Source organism: Moorena sp. SIO3I8, from assembly GCF_010692325.1.
Taxonomy (GTDB): Bacteria; Cyanobacteriota; Cyanobacteriia; order Cyanobacteriales; family Coleofasciculaceae; genus Moorena.
Window position 1 is genome coordinate 1 of the sequence record NZ_JAAHHW010000032.1, and the last position, 16457, is coordinate 16457.

18 protein-coding genes and 1 tRNA gene are annotated in these 16457 nt (G+C 43.4%); 8 read left to right on the plus strand and 11 right to left on the minus strand.

The window, feature by feature from the left end; genetic code table 11:
- Positions 1-135: 135 nt before the first annotated feature.
- Positions 136-285 (minus strand): hypothetical protein, encoded by a 150-nt coding sequence (locus F6K51_RS14800; RefSeq protein ID WP_293021361.1) that lies wholly within the window; start codon positions 283-285, stop codon positions 136-138.
- A gap of 899 nt (positions 286-1184) precedes the next feature.
- Positions 1185-1658, minus strand: coding sequence for a hypothetical protein (locus F6K51_RS14805; protein WP_293021362.1), 474 nt, complete (start codon positions 1656-1658; stop codon positions 1185-1187).
- Here F6K51_RS14805 and F6K51_RS38440 point away from each other — a divergent pair.
- On the plus strand, positions 1618-2112 hold the full coding sequence (locus tag F6K51_RS38440) for a hypothetical protein (RefSeq protein ID WP_365939964.1): 495 nt from the start codon (positions 1618-1620) through the stop codon (positions 2110-2112). The genes F6K51_RS14805 and F6K51_RS38440 overlap by 41 nt on opposite strands.
- Positions 2113-2454 carry an AIR synthase-related protein gene (locus F6K51_RS38445; RefSeq protein ID WP_364302074.1) on the plus strand — a complete coding sequence of 114 codons (342 nt, stop codon included), beginning with the start codon at positions 2113-2115 and terminating at the stop codon, positions 2452-2454. It begins immediately after the preceding gene.
- A gap of 284 nt (positions 2455-2738) precedes the next feature.
- Here F6K51_RS38445 and F6K51_RS14815 read toward each other — a convergent pair.
- From F6K51_RS14815 to F6K51_RS14825, 3 genes are all read right to left on the minus strand, one after another.
- A tRNA-Asn gene (locus tag F6K51_RS14815) sits at positions 2739-2810 on the minus strand.
- A 216-nt stretch (positions 2811-3026) separates the two neighbouring features.
- A complete protein-coding gene (locus F6K51_RS14820) occupies positions 3027-5351 on the minus strand; it encodes a protein kinase (RefSeq protein WP_293021363.1) in 2325 nt (774 codons plus the stop codon).
- Between the two features lie 164 nt (positions 5352-5515).
- Complete coding sequence (locus F6K51_RS14825) at positions 5516-5908, minus strand: hypothetical protein (RefSeq protein ID WP_293021364.1); 393 nt, start codon at positions 5906-5908, stop codon at positions 5516-5518.
- A 147-nt stretch (positions 5909-6055) separates the two neighbouring features.
- On the opposite strand from F6K51_RS14825, the gene F6K51_RS14830 reads away from it, so the two are divergent.
- On the plus strand, positions 6056-7324 hold the full coding sequence (locus tag F6K51_RS14830) for a serine/threonine-protein kinase (RefSeq protein WP_293021365.1): 1269 nt from the start codon (positions 6056-6058) through the stop codon (positions 7322-7324).
- Positions 7325-7459: 135 nt separating this feature from the next.
- On the opposite strand, the gene F6K51_RS14835 is transcribed toward F6K51_RS14830, so the two are convergent.
- The 3 genes from F6K51_RS14835 to F6K51_RS14845 are packed head-to-tail and all read right to left on the minus strand — an operon-like array spanning position 7460 to position 8819.
- The gene (locus F6K51_RS14835; RefSeq protein ID WP_293021366.1) at positions 7460-8026 is read right to left on the minus strand and encodes a lamin tail domain-containing protein; all 567 of its coding nucleotides are present in this window, start codon (positions 8024-8026) and stop codon (positions 7460-7462) included.
- The gene (locus F6K51_RS14840; protein WP_293021367.1) at positions 8013-8624 is read right to left on the minus strand and encodes a hypothetical protein; all 612 of its coding nucleotides are present in this window, start codon (positions 8622-8624) and stop codon (positions 8013-8015) included. Before F6K51_RS14840 ends, F6K51_RS14835 begins: the two co-directional genes overlap by 14 nt.
- A 48-nt stretch (positions 8625-8672) precedes the next feature.
- Positions 8673-8819 (minus strand): hypothetical protein, encoded by a 147-nt coding sequence (locus F6K51_RS14845; protein ID WP_293021369.1) that lies wholly within the window; start codon positions 8817-8819, stop codon positions 8673-8675.
- 894 nt (positions 8820-9713) lie between these two features.
- Here F6K51_RS14845 and F6K51_RS14850 point away from each other — a divergent pair.
- Both F6K51_RS14850 and F6K51_RS14855 read left to right on the plus strand, forming a co-directional pair.
- A complete protein-coding gene (locus F6K51_RS14850) occupies positions 9714-10130 on the plus strand; it encodes a helix-turn-helix domain-containing protein (RefSeq protein ID WP_293021371.1) in 417 nt (138 codons plus the stop codon).
- Positions 10131-10336: 206 nt separating this feature from the next.
- Positions 10337-10501 carry a hypothetical protein gene (locus F6K51_RS14855; RefSeq protein WP_293021373.1) on the plus strand — a complete coding sequence of 55 codons (165 nt, stop codon included), beginning with the start codon at positions 10337-10339 and terminating at the stop codon, positions 10499-10501.
- On the opposite strand, the gene F6K51_RS14860 is transcribed toward F6K51_RS14855, so the two are convergent.
- Both F6K51_RS14860 and F6K51_RS14865 read right to left on the minus strand, forming a co-directional pair.
- Complete coding sequence (locus F6K51_RS14860) at positions 10498-10773, minus strand: HNH endonuclease (RefSeq protein ID WP_008177627.1); 276 nt, start codon at positions 10771-10773, stop codon at positions 10498-10500. The genes F6K51_RS14855 and F6K51_RS14860 overlap by 4 nt on opposite strands.
- A complete protein-coding gene (locus F6K51_RS14865; protein WP_293021374.1) occupies positions 10763-10900 on the minus strand; it encodes a hypothetical protein in 138 nt (45 codons plus the stop codon). The genes F6K51_RS14860 and F6K51_RS14865 overlap by 11 nt, the downstream gene beginning before the upstream one ends.
- A gap of 111 nt (positions 10901-11011) precedes the next feature.
- On the opposite strand from F6K51_RS14865, the gene F6K51_RS14870 reads away from it, so the two are divergent.
- From F6K51_RS14870 to F6K51_RS14880, 3 genes are all read left to right on the plus strand, one after another.
- Positions 11012-11923 (plus strand): sialate O-acetylesterase, encoded by a 912-nt coding sequence (locus tag F6K51_RS14870; RefSeq protein ID WP_293021375.1) that lies wholly within the window; start codon positions 11012-11014, stop codon positions 11921-11923.
- 48 nt (positions 11924-11971) lie between these two features.
- Positions 11972-12883: a sialate O-acetylesterase gene (locus F6K51_RS14875; protein WP_293021376.1), complete on the plus strand. Its 912-nt coding sequence runs from the start codon at positions 11972-11974 to the stop codon at positions 12881-12883.
- 74 nt (positions 12884-12957) lie between these two features.
- Positions 12958-14613, plus strand: coding sequence for a trypsin-like peptidase domain-containing protein (locus F6K51_RS14880; RefSeq protein ID WP_293021377.1), 1656 nt, complete (start codon positions 12958-12960; stop codon positions 14611-14613).
- A gap of 275 nt (positions 14614-14888) precedes the next feature.
- Here the strand turns inward: F6K51_RS14880 and F6K51_RS14885 are convergent, their stop codons facing one another.
- On the minus strand, positions 14889-16451 hold the full coding sequence (locus F6K51_RS14885; RefSeq protein WP_293021378.1) for a pentapeptide repeat-containing protein: 1563 nt from the start codon (positions 16449-16451) through the stop codon (positions 14889-14891).
- Between the last annotated feature and the right edge of the window lie 6 nt (positions 16452-16457).

Below are 16457 nucleotides of genomic sequence, written 5' to 3' on the forward strand. Positions count from 1 at the left end.
TGGGGGAAGGCTTGGAAGTAAGATTGTAGGGGCAGGTGGGGGTGGCAAACCCATGGGAACTCATGAAACACTGGTTTAACCTGTAAATCTAGCATTTATTTGCTTTCATGAGAATGAAATAGCCCTGGTTAGATGTCAGTTTGATTTTAATTGACTCACAACTTCCTCTGTAAAGTCCGATGCTGGAGAAGCAGAAGATGTTGAGTCGGTGCTGATTAAACCGAAATCTGACGATAAATAAAGTACTAAGGTGAAGGTTATAGCTAAGATAAGTTTTTCGAACATTTTACACTCCTCTAGTCGCAACGTCATCTAGTAGTAACGTTATTAAGTAGTTACCCCTATCTTCAGTATCCTGATTTTTTTTGGGATCGTAGGTGATCCTGTGGTAATAGGGGTTGTGACAATTGTCATAACCTTAGGTGACGTAAATCATCGACAAAAAGTTTCTTTTGTGCGAATAAAAATAGCTAGAGAGTGGGTTGACTCAGAGATGGGGTGATGGGGTGATCAGGTGATGGGGTGATGGGGTGACGTTAATTGAACAGATTTTGTGACGCATTCCCCCACCTGGCCTACGGCCACGCTGCGCGAACGTTCAGGTGCGGGTCAAGGAACGACAAATTGTGTTATAATTAATTTAGCTTGAGCGGTACGGCAAAGGACAGAACAAGATTCTGAGCAACCTAGAGGCACGACCTCTCAACGCCAGGGAAAACAAACCTATAAATCCTGTGTAGTCGGTTTATATACGTCAGACTCTAGGTAAAAGTTCCTAATACAAGCCCCATAGCGGAAACGACTTGGGGGAGCACTCCAGCAAAAGTCCTGGGTGTTCGGCGGGAATGCCGCCTGTCGCGAGGGATAAACCCTTGTAATCAAGACGGACACCCCCACCACGAGAACGCAGGTGGGGGAAGCATTCATGTTAATTCAAGTATGGCGAAGGATTTGGGAGATCAATCATTTTGCTTCCAGTATAGTTGTGTCGAAATACTTGGTCCTAGTCATGGTATCTCAAGTTTTTGAGAAATCTCAGGATTACTAGTTAAGTTCTTGAGCCTCTAGCCGCAGCACTGACCCAATCGACTAAAAAGGTCAAAATGACGAAACAAAAGAGACTACTACACTGCTATAGTCAAAGCTGCTCAATTGTTCGGTCAGCAACAGACCTAAGCCTCCAGCTACGACTTACCAACCATGACAGTCTCCCGGATGCAGACTTCCCAGCGATAGAGGATATAAGCTAGGAAACGGGGCAAGTTAATCGGGAGTATCCCATAGAGAAATAGCAGCATTCCCGGAGTTCCCTGGGCTTTCAAGGCTTCTAAAGGAGGTTTTTCCAGGTTTTCGTTGGTTTCTGTCATTAATGTGCCTAGAATACCAAGGTTGTTTAATCCGAGTGCGATCGCACTGGGTAAAATTCCAGGAAACAGGACAAACAGGGCTACTATTGCCCAAATCGGTGCGGGAATGGCTCGGCAAAACAGTAGGACTATCCGAGTTAGCACGAGTATTGTCCAACCTTGTACCGACGCAATAGTTAATGCCTTGGGATTGGGATTGAGCAATCCACCGGGAAGGAGAAAATTATGGGCTGCTGGAAAAGACAGCACCATGCCAGCAATACCAGCACCAGCAATCGCTAGTATCGACATGGCAAGGGTTTGGATGGAGAGAGTAAATAACTGTGGGAATTGCACTCCATTAATTTGTTGTGGAAATGACCCTGTAGAATGCCATCATGTCTTTTGGGTGACTCAAGCTTCGGCTCCGAGTTGGATTAAAGCCTCAGGATTAACCACAGATGAGCAGGGATTTATTCTAGTTACTGATACCTTTGGTCTATCCTGCAACGGTCTAGTTCATCCTGAACAACTGCTGCGCAAAAGCGGGATGAAACCTGGTCAAGTGCTGATTCTGACTAAAGCCATTGGGACGGGAACTCTCTTTGCTGCTAATATGCGCTACCAAGCCAAAGGTCGCTGGATTGAACAGGCAGTGGAATCGATGTTACTATCCAATCAAACCGCCGCCCAAGTCTTTCGTGAATGTGGCGCAACAGCTTGTACTAATATTACTGGATTTGGAGTGTTAGGGCATCTCCGGTAAATGGTTAAAGCCTCAAACGTAGGCGTGGAATTAGAGTTAGCAGCAATTCCGATTTTACCAGGAGCAATAGAAACTGTAGAAGCAGGAATAACTAGTTCTATTCACCCTAAAAATTTACAATTATCTATCTACATCAAGAATAGATTAGACGTTAGTCATTTACCTAACTACCCGTTGTTATTTGACCCTCAAACCTCTGGTGGAATTCTAGCAGCTATTCCAGCCGAAAAAGCTGATGAATGTATTAATAAATTGAAAGCTTGCGGTCATCAACAAAGCAGCTTAATTGGTCGGGTAATCCCAGCTCCACAAGCTATCTCGAGACCTATTACTATTATATAGCAGTTCTCAATTGGGTGAGGTACTTTCGTTCTGGGTTAATGGCAGTAGGGAGTAGGGGGTAGGGAGTAGGGCTGCATCGCTTTTTCCGATCAAGAGCATAATGAGTTGAAACAGGCCAGCCTTATGGAAAACAGAGCTATCAATTATAAGGTACGCCCACGCCATTAGGGATTATTGATCTAAATTTAAAAGAGAAAAACTCAAATAAGTGCCCCTATCCATCCCTACCGTAAGACGAGTGGGGAATTCCGCTAACAGCGCGTTAATTCAACTTATTAATGAAACTCCCCAGGCAAGATTCGAACTTGCGACCAATCGGTTAACAGCCGACCGCTCTACCGCTGAGCTACTGAGGATTGCCAAACAATTGCTCATCACATCTACTTATTATAATCATAAAGTACAAAGTCTGGCAAGTACTTTCGCAAATTTTTTTTAAATCACTGTTGTGTCGGGAGTTTTGAGTACTTTTTCAGTTAACGATTATTAGTTAACATTAAACAGTCAGCTAACTATGAGCCAGTCAGTAGTCAAAATTCATTAGTCAACAGTCAGTAGTCAACAATAATATCCTAATGGTTGACTTCTTGCCACTGTAACCCATGCTTGAGTGGGGAACGGCTTGATTCAACGTTGACGTTGAGCAACGGTTTTTGGTTAACCCCTGATTGCCTTTGTTTTTCTAACACTGCTCTGGCTAAAGCAGCTTGTCGTTCCACTTCTTCCTTTAAATGCTGCTTACGGGAATACTCAGCTATCTTGATTCTCGCTTTCTGGTAGGTGGGGGTTTCTTTAGGGATTTGAGACAAATACACTAGCGCTTTAATAAAGTTCCCCTGTCCTCCTTGTTCATAGGCTTCTTGTAACAAGTACTCTGCTCGAATCTGTTGCTTTTGCTGATATTCCTTCAGCTTTGCTTGGACTTTAGCACCGGTGCGGGTTTCTGGATGGATTTGTTCGAGTAGTGCGATCGCATTGCTAAAGTCTTGGGCTAATGCTTGTTTGTAGGCTTGCTTTAATAACCCTTGGGCTTCTGCTTCAAGGCGAGGTTTTGCCTTGTTGACTAATGGCTCCATCTTCTTTTGCCAATAGCCAATTGAGGGCATTTTATGGTATCCCTCAAGCACATCTGACCATCGTTCTTGATAAAAGGCTTGCTCTGTAGCCTTAAACAGAGCTTCAGCACTTTGCCATTGTTGCTGCCACTGTTGAACCGTATTTAGGGATTGTTCATAGATCAGGCTATCGCTAGGAATCGATTCTGCTAGTGCGATCGCTTCCTTCAAATCACCGGCTTGATAGTGTTTGATTGCCTTTTGTAGAATATCAAATTCAGAACGAGACGCAGAAGCATTCAGTAAAGCATAAAGTCCGATTAAAATGGCTATAGCATTGGAGCTTGCTGCTCCCACTCCGATTCCTTTCAGTAAAGGTGGCAATTTTGGCCAGCTATACAGGGCGAATTCACGGACATACACTTTCCAATCTAATGGCGGCTCATCAGTAATAATTACTGATTCTTTATTACTAATTTTTGAGTGTTTATTGCTAAGTTCTGATTCTTTATTGCTAAGTTCTGATTCTTTATTGCTAAGTTCTGATTCTTTATTACTAAGTTCTGATTCTTTATTACTAAGTTCTGATTCTTTATTACTAAGTTCTGATTCTTTATTACTAAGTTCTGAGTCTTTATTCCTGAGTGTTTCCTGCTCAGTTTTGAGTCCTGAGTCAGATTTAGGCGTTGCCTGTTTTAATTGTTGTGAGCTAGACTCCCTAGTCAGTGCTGAGTGTTCAATGGTAACCCTTGAGTCAGACTGAGTATCTAGCACGTTTAATTCAAAAGCGTCATTGTCACTAAACTTGATACTGAGTGGTGAGTGCTCCGTTATCAGTTCTGAGTCAGACTGAGTATCCAGCACGTTTAATTCAAGAGTGTTATTGTCACTAAACTTGATACTGAGTGGTGAGTGCTCCGTTATCAGTTCTGAGTCAGACTTAGCAATAGATACTTTTAACTGAGGACTTTGATTACACATCAGTGTCTTAAGTACGATTAAGGCATCAGTTGCTGACTGATAGCGGTCTTGGCTGTGGTAAGACACCATATGGTTGAGTACAAACGCCATTTGATCGCTAACCGATACATGTTTTCGCCAATCAATCTCACCAGTCTCAGGGTCAGCCAATTGCATTGGGGTCATCCCTGTGAGGGCGTGAATCGCAATCATTCCTAGGGAATAAATGTCACTGTTAGGAAGGGATTGACCAGCAAGTTGCTCTGGGGGTATGTAGGCGAAGGGGCGAATTGTCTTGGATCGATCAGAGGATGGGATCTCGGTCAGATGGGGTTCGATTGGCTTTGAATTAATCAGCTCAGCAGCACCAAAGTCAATCAAAACTAGCCTACGGTCTGACCCTCGTCTGATTAGGTTATTGGGTTTGAGGTCTCTATGAATTATCCCTTGACGGTGAATAAATTCTAGGATGCCTAAAACATCTTGTAATAGTTCAATGCACTGGTTTTCGCTAAAGCGTTTATTACTGTTTTGGCTGATCGGCAGTTCAGTACTAAGAGTTTCTCCGATAATTAACTTTTGAACTAAGTAAAATCCGTGGTGATCTTCAAAATAATCAAGTAGACGAGGAATTTGGTTATGGCTACCCAGTTTGATCAAGGTTTGAGCTTCATTGAGCCAGAGACGCTTAAGAAATTGCCATTTTTGAGGATCATCGCTTTTGGGCTGAAGATACTTAATCACATAGCGGGGATGGCCCTGTTGTCGGGTATCCTCTGCGATATAGGTTTTGCCAAATGCCCCAGCACTTAGAGATTCAATGATTTGATAACGTCCGTTCAGGAGCTTTCCCCATAGGGAATGATTTGGATTAATTGTCAAAGAATTTTTTCCTACCAGAATCACTTCTATTTAGTTTTTTTCAAGAAACCAACAGTGTTTCCGGAATTAGTGGTTTACAGAAGTAATTGGATTTGCTGTAGCATCACCCGGTAGGAAATGGGATGTAAGCAATCAGCTATATTAAATCAGCTATATTAAATCAGCTATATTAAATCAGCTATAGCAGTCGCCAGGGCAGGCGCGGACATGACAAAAGTCTCAAACCTAAGTAAGCGCAAGAGTTTGACTTCTGACTTGTGACTTCTGACTTGTGACTTCTGACTTGTGACTTCTGACTTGTGACTTCTGACTTGTGACTTCTGACTTGTGACTTCTGACTTGTGACTTCTGACTTGTGACTTCTGACTTGTGACTTGTGACTTCTGACTTCTGACTTGTGACTTGTGACTTCTGACTTGTGACTTGTGACTTCTGACTTGTGACTTCTGACTTGTGACTTCTGCTATATCAGTGATCAGCCATTTTAATGATGGACGTTGCTCCCGTTGCGGGATGATCTGAAAATTGTTGACAACCCCAAAGCTTCCACTCTTCACCCCTCTTCCCTCTCCCGATTTTGTCCTCATTTGCTACAACAGAAAACAACTGGGTATAAAAACTATATGCCAGGATAGATATTAGATGTGTGTTCTTCGGTGGTCATCATATTCGCTTCTTAAACATGGACAGTTGAAATTAGCACTATGAGTAAGGATTTAGACTTTAGCCCCCAGGGCTATGAAATTAAACAAGAGTTAGGACAAAATCACGCTGGGGGTAGAGTCACCTACCTGGCGACACAACTGGAGACTCAGCAACCTGTTGTGATTAAGCAGTTGCAGTTTTCCCAATTAGGCACTAGCTGGGCAGAATACGACACTTATGAACGAGAAATTAAACTCCTGCAGCAGCTCAATCATCCTAGCATTCCTCGCTATATCGATTCTTTTGACACTCCCACTGGATTTTGCTTAGTCCAAGAATATAAACCAGCACCTTCCCTCGCCGAAGATTACCACTGGACACCAGAAGAAGTTAAGCAAATTGCGATCGCTGTTTTGGAAGTCTTGGTTTACTTGCAACGGCGGCAACCTCCTGTGATTCATCGAGATATTAAACCAGAAAATATTTTGGTTGATAGACAGGGTAACTTGAAGGTGTATCTAGTAGACTTCGGTTTTGCCCGGATAGCAGGTGGGGATGTGACCCTCAGTAGCGTTGTTAAAGGTAGTGTAGGGTTTATGCCACCAGAGCAGATGTTTAATCGGCAATTGACCAAAGCATCTGATCTGTATAGCTTAGGGATAACCCTGATTTGCTTGCTGACAGGGACAAAATCTAGCGAAATCAACACCTTAGTTGATGAGAATTATCGGATTAATTTCAAACAACTGTTGCCCAAGCTAAATCCCCAGTTTATTCATTGGCTAGACAAAATGGTTGCACCTAACCTCAAACATCGCTATCCCGATGCCGCAACTGCCCTAAAAGCCCTGAAGCAGATTGATGTAGTGAATGATGTCACTCCTCTAAAAACACTATTGCGGGCTATACAACCAACAAAAGCAGTAGTAAAACTTGCCACCCTCAGCCTTGTGGCTGCTTCTTCATCGGCTATAACCTATGCCTGGCTCACCAGTCCAGCCAGACAGTTGCTAACCAGTGGAGAATGCCCAGGCTGCAATCTCCCAAACATCAACCTACAGGATAAGAACCTCAAGCAAGCTAAGCTGGAGGGGGCTAATCTCAGTGGTGCCGACCTAGAGGGGGCTAACCTGTGGAGAGCTAACCTCAGGGGGGCTAACCTGTGGGGAGCTAACCTAGAGGGGGCTAACCTAAACGGTGCTCGCTTGCATGGTGCTAACCTGGGCGGGGCTAACCTCAAGGGCGCTAACTTTGACATCAGGAGGGCTCAGCGCCAGGGCATTAACCTCAAGGGCGCAATTATGCCTGATGGCTCTGTAAATAAGTAGTTCATCGTGTCTGGTTGAATACTTATCATTCTGGGTTAATCGTCAATTGAAAATCGATAATTGAAATTGAAAATTAACAATTAACAATTAACAATTAACAATTAACAATTAACGATTAACCTGAATAGGAAGTGATTAACCTGACTCGATATCACTATTAAATTGGAAGATGTGACCAGAACGAGCACGAGAGTATTTCACTGTTGCTATCTGGTTAGAGGAGCGATCGCGTAATGTGATCAATCCTGATTTATTGCTCAAGTGCATGTCTGATTGAGTTAAACGGGTGATGGGGAAGCGCTTAACTTCGTTAGGTTGGAGAATGCCACTCAGGAGTTGGGGACGACCTAGTTTATCTGCCATCTCCCAGCCAGTGAGGTCAATGGCTTCACTGGTCACATTCTTCAACTCAACCCACTCCCTTCCCCCTTGATCGGAACCTTCAGGATTAGGTAATGCCGCTACGATTATCACAGGACCATCATTCTTAATGATATCATCTACTGGCACAACTTTTGTACCATCCTCCGGTTCTTTTGTGCCATCCTTGCTCAGGAAGATGGGAAAGAAGGAACGAATAAACTCGCCACGGCTACCATTGGGATTGGTACTGCGGTAGAGGACTAAATCGTAAGTGGCATCATTGATAGTAATTCGACCCTTGTCACGAATTTTGCCATAGACACTTTCATGCGGAGGCAACGGTTGCGAGCGCGATTTCACATTCAGGGCTTGGTCCAACAAAAAATCCGCCTTTCTTCTTGAACAATTTAGCAATAACATTGCCTCCCATATCAGTCACGTTTTGGGTCATTTGTAACGTGACAACGTTGGGATTATTCGGTCCTTGATTCCCTCGTAAGTCATACTTGTAGCCAAGAAAGTTGACTCGCTGATTTTGTTCATCAAGGTAGAATTTAACCCATGAGTGATAACCAGAAATGGTGCCAAGGGTTTCTCGTTTATCTCCAGAGCGGATATTGTATTTTCCTTCCCCAACAAATACATGCTCAAAGCCAGAAGCGAAGTGAGTTGATTTGCCCTTGTAGTAATTGGTGTAGAGTTCAAACCAGATTCGCTGTAGCTTGAGTCTAAATTGCTGCTCCGAAAGAGTCTCACCTAACTCTTCGTTAATATAGTTTCGGGCAAGCTGGATCGGTTTTGTAGAGAGAATCAAAGAAAGAAAATCTAACTGCTCATGTTCTTCTTCTCCGAGAGGAAATTCTGGGTCAAGAGAACGAATAGCGTAGTTATCTAAAAGTTTAATGAAACTGACATAGGTGCGGGTTTCATCACACAATTTGTCTTCATTGACTTTATGGAATAAGGGTCGGGTGGCTAAGTCGATTTACCGTTGACCGCTAGCTTTGACCTGCTCATCTAATAGAATGTCAGCAGTTTCGTCTTCCCATTCTCCGGAGCTAGTGCGAGTGCTAACCGAGAATTGGTTTTCGTCACTTTCCCAAATTTGTTGATAAATATTGGTTTCGCTCATGTCTCTCTTGTTTAAGTTAAATGATCTAAAAGTTGTTGAGGATATCTATGCCAACTTGAATGATTGACGGTCAACGGTCAACGGTCAATAAATCTATTCTAGGCTCAGTATTTTCACGAGACAGTACCCTTGAGGGTACTTTTTTATTGCTCAGTCACCCAGGGGATAATCTCAAATTTGATTTGTAGTTATACTCAAATCTTGCACCATTCTCAATAAGCTTGGTTCATGTAGGGTGGGCAGTGCACCAGACAGATAATGAAGCTTGCAAAGGGCTTTGGTAGGCACTGCCCACCCTACGATTAATGACTGAAGCAGGGTATAATCTCAAATTTGATTTGTAGTGATACCAATTCTGTAAATTATGGCTACACATCAATTTCGTCTCCCCATTTACCCCATCTCCCCGCGCCCGATCCTCATTGAGATGGCGACAATGCAATAGACTTCGCGGCAGTTGTCGGGAACAGGGAACAGCGGATCTGGGAACAGTGGACAATAATTGACGCAAACACTATCAGAAAAATACTTTTGCAAGAGGTCTAATAGTTTTGCAGCACTTATACCACCTATTAAACTACCTTAACCCACTACACCCACTGCTACTACTTCGTGGCGACAATGCAATAGTTTTATAGCACCCACTAAACCCATTACCACTATTTCATTTACTAATCCTATTACCACCACTCCACCTATCCGACCCCCGATACTCCTTAAGATGGCAACAATGCAATAGTTTCAAAGCGCCCACAGCACCTATTTAGCTCACTTAACCTACTCCACCCACTCCGGCTACTCCGTGGCGATAATGCAATAGTTTTTCTAACCCCTTGCATTTTCTTTAAAATCTGGTTATAATAATAGTATCGTTAAAGCAATGGTTTTTGCCTCATGATGATTTCTACCGCACAAGCCGCTGAATTACTAGGTGTTTCCGCCACTCGCGTCCGTTACCTTCTGGGCAAGGGCAGAGTCAAAGGGGCATATAAGGTCGGTAGAACTTGGGTGATTCCTCTGTTTGATGGCATGCCAGTGGTCACGCCTGGCACTCGTGGACCAAAGCGGAATTGGTCAAAGCGTACAAATTACACGAAGGCTGTAATCCACGTTAATCAGAAAGTCATTCGCCAAAATCACAACACCGGGGAACGCAATCCAGTGATTACGGTAAAACGAGGCTCTAAAAACATTTACGGTCATACGGTAGAAGTCAATGGCCCCTGTCGGGTGATGTATCGCCCTGATAATCCGCTACATTGTGGCGCAAGGGTGTGGATTGAGACTATCTCGGATTTTAAAGTTATTTGAGCCAGGACTTTCACGGGGTGACAAGCAGCTTGAAAGCATGAACCAGTGAGCTTTAAATAACATTGACCAAGCGTAAAAATCAGGATTTGTAATTATCTTTTTCACGAAAAGGACAGGTATTGCATTTTTAGTTGAGATGTAAACCTAAGAGGTATTTTTTTATCCAATAAAACTCCGTATATCTTTCCCCTCTTGCCTTGTGCCTCTTGCCTCTTGCCTTTTGCCTCTTGCCTTTTGCCTTTTTATCGAATACATGTGTTGACAATCCAGATACAAACGCGCTTATGCGATTGACCTTGGCCTTTTGGCCTTTTGGCCACGCTACGCGAACGGCCACGCTACGCGAATGGTCACGCTACGCGAACGCTTAAGAACGATGAACCCTCACCCGCTTATCAGGCTTTTGCTTTCTGACCCAGGCTAAAAACTTCTGCATCTGAGGGTCATTTTTTAAGGCTTCACAGGTATTCAATTCCAGAGCTAAACGAGTATTTGGGAATAAAGCATGTATTTGTCGGTGACAAGCAGGACAAATAGTAATCGTTGGACCAGGTTTCATCTTTTTTCGCTTAGTGTTTTGTCTAGGAATCAAGTGATGAACTGTCAATCGCTCTACATCTCTTCCGCAAAGTTCACAAGTCATTGATAATTATAAAAGTTCTGAATTGGGTGAGGTACTTTCGTCCTAGGGAGTAGGGAGTAGGGAGTAGGGAGTAGGGAGTAGGGAGTAGGGAGTAGGGAGTAGGGAGTAGGCAAGAGGCAATAGGCAATAGGCAATAGGCAATAGGCAATAGGCAATAGGGAAAAAATCCTGTGGACTTCATTACTACGATAACCGTAAAATCCTAAGTGTTGAACATCTCAAATAAACATGCTATATCATGAAAGCTTGGTCAATAATTTTATATCTAGTTATCGGTATAGTTATCGGTGCTTTTTTAGGTATTATACTACAAAAGTCTGCTCAAGTAGACCAGTTGTTCAGACGCTACGGTATCCTGAGTACTTCTAGCATTAAGGATAATCAAAGCAAACCAGTTCCTGCAAATTTTCAAGGCAAGATGTCCTTATTTATTTTGGCAGGACAGTCGAATATGTCAGGAAGTGGTCAGTTGACACCTGCTAGTTCCGTTACCCACCCCAGAGTTTTTGTCTTTGGAAACGATTACCGCTGGCATCTAGCCAAAGAACCGATTGATTCACCAAGTGGACAAGTTGATCACGTCTCGGAAGATAAGTCAGCTGGAGTCAGTCCAGGGATGGCGTTTGCTACTGAATTGCTCAAATACCATCCTGAACTGATTGTTGGTTTAATTCCCTGTGCTAAATGGGACTCTAGTATTCAACAGTGGCAAAGACATCTAAGTGAGGATACCTTGTATGGCTCTTGCTTAAAGCGAGCCTATGCAGCTTCACTAATGGGAGAAATTAAAGGTTTACTATTCTTTCAGGGAGAAAGTGATGCCCTTAATCCTCAAGCCTACCCAAGTCGAAGATTGTTCCCTAATCAGTGGGCTGATAAATTTGTTAAGTTAGTCAACGATTTCCGTCAAGACTTAGGGAAACCTGAGTTACCAGTAGTTTTTGCTCAAATTGGCACCACTACTGATCCAGAAAAGCTCCCGAACTGGGAAACCGTGAAAGCGCAACAGGAAACAGTCCAGTTACCAGCTACTGGGATGATTACCACAGATGACTTGGTTTTGCAAGACCATGTCCACTTGACAACGGAAAGTTATTTGATTGTTGGAAAAAGATTTGCTAAAGCATTTTGGAAACTTACTGATCAGTGACATCATCTTTGGAATTTACTAGTCGAGGATTATGGTATCAATTAATTAATGGAAACCTGGACAGTTATTTCCTTTCTAGCTATCGGTCTTTTTCTTGGTATTCTTCTCCAGAAGTATTATCCAGTCGGTAAGTTTATCAAACGCTACGGTATTATTAGTCGCTTCTTAGTTAAGCATAAATCTGAGTCTCGGGAAATCAATGTGATTCCACCAGATTTTGAAGGCAAGATGTCCCTATTTATTTTGGCAGGACAGTCGAATATGTCCGGAACAGGTAAGCTAACACCTGCTAGTTCCGTTACTCACCCCAACGTTTTTGTGTTTGGAAACGATTACCGCTGGCATCTAGCCACCGAACCTATTGATTCACAAACCAAACAAGTTGATAAAGTTTCGGAAGATAAGTCAGCTGGGGTAGGTCCGGGGATGGCGTTTGCTACTGAATTATTGAAATACAATCCTGAGCTAATCATCGGTTTGATTCCTTGTGCCAAGTCTGGCAGTGCCATTCAACAGTGGCAAAGAAGCCTGAGTGAGGATACCCTTTATGGCTCTTGCTTAAAGCGAGTAGGTGCTGCTTCTGTGATGGGAGAAATCACCGGTATACTTTTCTTTCAAGGGGAAAAAGATGCTCAAAAGCCTTCTCAAGACTCAGATATAACGTTTTTCCCCAATCAGTGGGCTGATAAATTTGTTACCTTGGTAAAAGATTTCCGTCAAGACTTAGGTAAACCTGAGTTACCAGTAGTTTTTGCTCAAATTGGCACTACTACTGATCCAGAAACGCTCCCGAACTGGGAAACCGTGAAAGCGCAACAGGCAACAGTCCAGTTACCAGCTACTAGGATGATTACTACAGATGACTTGGCTTTACAAGACTATGTCCACTTGACAACCGAAAGTTATTTGATTGTTGGAAAACGATTTGCTAAAGCATTTTGGAAACTGACTCAAAGATAATACTCAAAGATAATAGGGTGCATCAAGACAGGGAAAACTAGAGGAAACGTCGCCATTGATTCCGGTCAAGCTTGATGAACATCTTATCTAAAACAGTTCCAGGGTTTTTAATTGGTAGCATCGCCATCATTGCAGCAATTCCCACAGTGGTGATATCAACACCAGCTGCGAAAAGTATTGCGCAACAGATTACTGTCCGGATTGATGGTCCAAAACAGGGTGGGAGTGGGATAATTGTTGAACGCCAAGGAAATATCTATTATATCCTGACTAGTGCTCATGTGCTACAAAAAGCTGGCATCTACAGGATTCAAACCCCTGATGGCAATCGTTATCCTGTAGACTCCCGTTATATCAGACGGATGCCAGGGGTAGATTTAGCGATCTTACCTTTCATTAGCACCTCTAACTACCCAGTTGCTAGGTTAGGGAATTCCCAGCAAATCAGTGCAGGTCAAAGGGTTTATGTGGCTGGATGGCCTCGTTCTGGAGGTGCTTCTCAACAACGGCGGTTTATTAATACTGAAGGACTGCTGACGGATGCTGCTTCTAAACTTCCTAGGGGATATGCTCTGAGTTATACCAATTTGGTGAGAGTTGGGATGAGTGGTGGACCGGTATTAGACCATCAGGGGCGGGTAATTGGCATTAATGGCATGGTCAGGTTAGTGGGTGATTCTGACACAATTGTGGCATCTGGGATTGCCATTGACACCTATTTAACCTGGCGCTCTCAGCTGAAACTGCCAACTCCTGTAAAGACTCCTCAAGTCGCTGTCTCTCCTACAGCTGCCTCTGCCAAGACCGGAACAGTTTTCTACAAGTTGGCCAATACCCTTAAAGTAGGGACTGGCTCAGTGAGTTCTGTGGCAATTGGCACCCTTGCTCAAGGGAGATCAGTAAAGGGATTGATGGCCGCTAGTGGTCATAGTGATGGCACTATCTCCCTGTGGAATCTGTCAACTGGTCAATTAATTCGTACCTGGAGAGGTCACGGTGGTGCAGTGAATGCTGTGGTGATTAGTCCGGATGGTCAAACTTTAGTCAGTGGCGGTGATGACCGTATGATCAAGACCTGGAATCTTAACACGGGTAAACCGTTAGTTACCCTGACTGGACATCAAGATACAGTGGCGACTTTAGCCTTCAGTGTAGATAGCAAAACTTTAGTTAGTGGCAGCTGGGACAACACTATTAAGATTTGGCAGGTGGCTAAGGGTAAACTGTTGCATACCCTTACCGGACATTTAGGTTCGGTGAATTCTGTTGAAATCTCTCCTGATGGCAAAACCTTAGTCAGTGGTTCTCAAGATACCACTATTCGGCTGTGGAATCTAGCTACAGGTAAGTTAGTGCGTATCCTCAAGGGACATTCTCGATCGGTGTCGTCTGTGGCAATTAGTCTGGATGGGAAAACCTTAGCCAGTGGTGGAGGAGATGGCACGATTCGCTTGTGGAATCTTAACACTGGTAAACTGACTAGGACGTTGACGGGTCACACAGATGGGGTGTGGTCAGTAACGATTACTAGAGATGGAAGTACCTTGATTAGCGGTAGTTGGGATAAGACCATTAAGTTGTGGGATATGAGGAGCGCTCAGTTGAAAAGCACCTTAAATGGTCATTCGGGCTATGTTGTGGCTGTTGCTTTGAGCCAGGATAGTCAAACCCTAGTTAGTGGTGGTTGGGATCAGCAGATTAGAATTTGGAGAAAGCAAATATCTAATTAACCTGAGTTCAAGATAAGCGATTCGGCAAAGCCGTTCGCGTAGCGTGGCCTTCGGCCTCCGCTTCGCGAACGCACTCCTAGGCATTCCTAATATCAAGTCTGGTTGAATATCCATAATTAAGGAGAGGGTGGGGAGATGGGGAGATGGGGAGATGGGGAGATTTTTATTAAGGGTAATTACCCTGACATGATATAAAGCCGTAATTGATATCTGGTTAAAATTGCCATATTATCTCAATTAATATCTCAATTTAAATGTCGTTGTTGTCTACACCATCAACCGGTCAAATAATCCCAGGCTTTAATAAATTCAACAATTTGGCTCACTGGAGGCAGGGTTGATACTGGTATTGATGGTGTTGTAGTGTCTTCAGATTGCTCGCTCCAGCTTGATTGATTCATCAGATACTTCCCAAAATATTGATTATAATAAATACTTAATGAGTAGTCTCTAGAGTTAGTAATAATTGTCTGAGTCGGAGCAATAAAGAAGTTAGCAGATGATTTTATTTCTGGTGCTAACTTAGCGGTTTTAATTGGTTTAAGCTGCTCAATAGTTTGGCAAATCTTTGTAATTAATTTATGTATTTGCTGTTTGTCTTGATTATTTAAACTGTATATTGAGCGTGAGGGTAGGCTATTTAATAGGGTCACAATATTGCGATGAGTTTGACCTCCATCTTTGAAGGGGACAATTGCCAAGTAAGCGATAATGAATAAGTCAGCGTTGTTGCTTGTAAAGGTAATGGTTGTTCTGCGGACACCAACCTCAAGGCTGGGGGCTTGATTGAAGACTTCAGAAACATTAGCTATCTGATTGTAAATCGAGGCTAAAGCCAAATTCGCTTTGAGGTCTAACGGGGTATCAACGATAATTTTTACTGTTGGCAGGGTCTCGTTGAAAAACGTTTTGGCAGCTTCGGAAGACAGACGGATAATTTGACTTTTATCGCCATCGGGACTCAAGTCAACCCATTCACAGATCAATCCTTCGGTTTTGAGACCAAACCGGGAAACGGCATATAGTTTTGCCCCAGTGAGGGTAGCACCAGTCAAATCTGCTCCAATCCAATTGGCTTTAATCAGCCTGGCCTTACTAAGATCAGCGTGTACTAAACTGGTATTAACTAAATTGGCATTGCTCAAATCAGCCCCAACTAAGGTAGCTCCACTTAATTTAGCGTTGCTGAGATCAGCCCAACTGAGGTTTGCTCCACTTAAATCAGCCCAGCGTAGATTTGCCCCACTGAGATCGGCTCCCCTAAAATTGGCACAGGTGAGATTTCCTTGTCTGATTTCAACCCCTTTAAGATTGCTACCGCTGAAATCGGCTTTGTACAGATTTGTTCCATTTAAGTGGGCTCCCTTCAAATTTGCTTGACTAAGGGTTGCCCCGGCTAAATTGGCTTCATTGAAGGTAGCGCGGCTGAGATTAGCTTGTCTGAGGGTGGCTTCTCGTAAATCAGCACCAGAGAGGTTTGCTGCGGTTAGATTTGCTCCACTTAGGGAACCACGAACCATCTCAGCACGAATCAGTGATGCCTGAATCAGTTGGGCACCTCTTAAATCAGCCCGAATCAAATTTGCTACATTGAGCTGTGCTTGTGTTAACTTGGCTTTAGAGAGATTGGCACCACTGAGTCTAGCAACGTTTAAGTTGGCTCTGCTGAGGTTTGTGCCGCTCAAGTTAGCACCACTTAAGTTAGTTACCCTCAGGTTAGCTTCACTCAAGTCGGCACCACTAAGAGTAGCGCTGCTTAGGTTAAGTTCAGTAAGATCCGCAGCTGTAAAATCTCTTACCCCTGCTGCATATTGTTGGATAATTTCCCTGACATTCATTACAAT

Bases quoted from the DNA above. Each gene is read 5' to 3' on its own strand.
- F6K51_RS14870 (WP_293021375.1), top strand. From the start codon at position 11,012: ATGAAAGCTTGGTCAATAATTTTATATCTAGTTATCGGTATAGTTATC.
- F6K51_RS14800 (WP_293021361.1), bottom strand. From the start codon at position 285: ATGTTCGAAAAACTTATCTTAGCTATAACCTTCACCTTAGTACTTTAT.
- F6K51_RS14860 (WP_008177627.1), bottom strand. From the start codon at position 10,773: ATGACTTGTGAACTTTGCGGAAGAGATGTAGAGCGATTGACAGTTCAT.
- F6K51_RS38445 (WP_364302074.1), top strand. From the start codon at position 2,113: ATGGTTAAAGCCTCAAACGTAGGCGTGGAATTAGAGTTAGCAGCAATT.
- F6K51_RS14830 (WP_293021365.1), top strand. From the start codon at position 6,056: ATGAGTAAGGATTTAGACTTTAGCCCCCAGGGCTATGAAATTAAACAA.
- F6K51_RS14880 (WP_293021377.1), top strand. From the start codon at position 12,958: ATGAACATCTTATCTAAAACAGTTCCAGGGTTTTTAATTGGTAGCATC.
- F6K51_RS38440 (WP_365939964.1), top strand. From the start codon at position 1,618: ATGCCAGCAATACCAGCACCAGCAATCGCTAGTATCGACATGGCAAGG.
- F6K51_RS14885 (WP_293021378.1), bottom strand. From the start codon at position 16,451: ATGAATGTCAGGGAAATTATCCAACAATATGCAGCAGGGGTAAGAGAT.
- F6K51_RS14875 (WP_293021376.1), top strand. From the start codon at position 11,972: ATGGAAACCTGGACAGTTATTTCCTTTCTAGCTATCGGTCTTTTTCTT.
- F6K51_RS14845 (WP_293021369.1), bottom strand. From the start codon at position 8,819: ATGAGCGAAACCAATATTTATCAACAAATTTGGGAAAGTGACGAAAAC.
- F6K51_RS14850 (WP_293021371.1), top strand. From the start codon at position 9,714: ATGATGATTTCTACCGCACAAGCCGCTGAATTACTAGGTGTTTCCGCC.
- F6K51_RS14805 (WP_293021362.1), bottom strand. From the start codon at position 1,658: ATGTCGATACTAGCGATTGCTGGTGCTGGTATTGCTGGCATGGTGCTG.